The organism is Streptomyces sp. NPDC014623 (assembly GCF_043088245.1).
Classification (GTDB): Bacteria; Actinomycetota; Actinomycetes; order Streptomycetales; family Streptomycetaceae; genus Streptomyces.
Genome location: NZ_JBIBZU010000064.1, coordinates 1 through 1,431, shown reverse-complemented (window position 1 = coordinate 1,431; position 1,431 = coordinate 1). Strand labels below are relative to the sequence as shown.

At 68.6% G+C, this 1,431-nt stretch carries 1 protein-coding gene; it reads left to right on the top strand.

What is annotated here, in order from left to right:
- Positions 1–206: 206 nt before the first annotated feature.
- Positions 207–1,409, top strand: coding sequence for an IS110 family transposase (locus tag ACF1FZ_RS35055; RefSeq protein WP_391777410.1), 1,203 nt, complete (start codon positions 207–209; stop codon positions 1,407–1,409).
- The last annotated feature ends 22 nt before the right edge of the window (positions 1,410–1,431 follow it).

Here is a 1,431-nt window from a genome sequence, read left to right as displayed (position 1 = left end):
GTCCTTAAGAATGTTGGGCGGTCCGGGAGGACCGGGTGTGGCTGATGGGGTGTTTGCCGTTGATGGCTCCAGGAGAATGGCCGCCCGGTCCTCCGGGACGCTCCGACTACTGATTGAGAACTGCGGGCATCGCTGGTTAAGGACCTGTTGGCGGAGTGTTCCTCGGGCCATGGAAGCGCTGGTCACGGTGGAACGGAGCGATGGGCTTGAGCACGTCTCACGCGCGGATATGGGTCGGCATCGATGCCGGCAAGGGGCACCACTGGGCGGTGGCGGTGAACGCCGACGGCGAGACGCTGTTCTCGACGAAGGTGATCAACGATGAGGCCCAGATCCTTACGCTGATTGACACGGCCCGGGAGAAGGCCGACGAGGTGCGGTGGGCGGTGGACATCTCCGGCCGGGCCTCCGCCCTGCTGCTGGCCCTGCTGATCGCGCATGGCCAGCAGGTCGTCTACGTGCCCGGCCGCACCGTCAACCGGATGACCGGCGCCTACCGCGGTGAGGGCAAGACCGATGCCAAGGACGCCCGGGTCATCGCTGACCAGGCACGTATGCGCCGGGACTTCGCCCCGATCGAGACTCCGCCGGAGCTCGTCTCCACGCTTCAGCTGCTGACCGGCTACCGGCGTGACCTGATCGCCGATCGGGTCCGGCTCATCAACAGGCTCCGCGACCTGCTGGTCGGCATCTGCCCCGCCCTGGAGAGGGCGTTCGACTACTCCGCGGCCAAGGGCCCGGTGGTCATGCTGACCGAGTACCAGACCCCGGCCGCCCTGCGCCGGATCGGCGTCAAGCGGCTGACCACCTGGCTGGACCGCCGCAAGGTCCGCGGCGCCGACGCCGTCGCGGCCAAGGCCGTCGAGGCCGCCCAATCCCAGACCACCGCCCTGCCCGGCGAGGGCCGGGCGGCCAAGCTGGTGCGCGATCTGGCCCACCAGCTCCTGTCGCTGGACGAACGGATCAAGGACAACGACAGGGAGATCCGCGAGACCTTCCGCGCCGACGACCGTGCAGAGATCATCGAATCCATGCCCGGCATGGGCCCGATCCTGGGTGCCGAGTTCGTTGCCATTGTGGGTGACCTGTCCGGCTACCGCGGCGCCGGGCGCCTGGCCTCGCACGCCGGCCTGGCACCGGTGCCCCGCGACTCCGGCCGCCGCACCGGCAACTACCACCGGCCTAAACGCTATAACCGGCGTCTGCGCTGGCTGTTCTACATGTCCGCCCAGTCCGCGATGATGCATCCGGGGCCGTCCCGGGACTACTACCTCAAGAAGCGGGGCGAGGGGCTGATCCACACCCAGGCCCTGCTCGCCCTCGCCCGGCGCCGGGTCGACGTGCTGTGGGCGATGCTGCGTGACAAGAGGCTGTTCACCCCCGTCCCACCGGTCACGCAGGCGGCTTGACACGATCATTGAGATTCTCCTG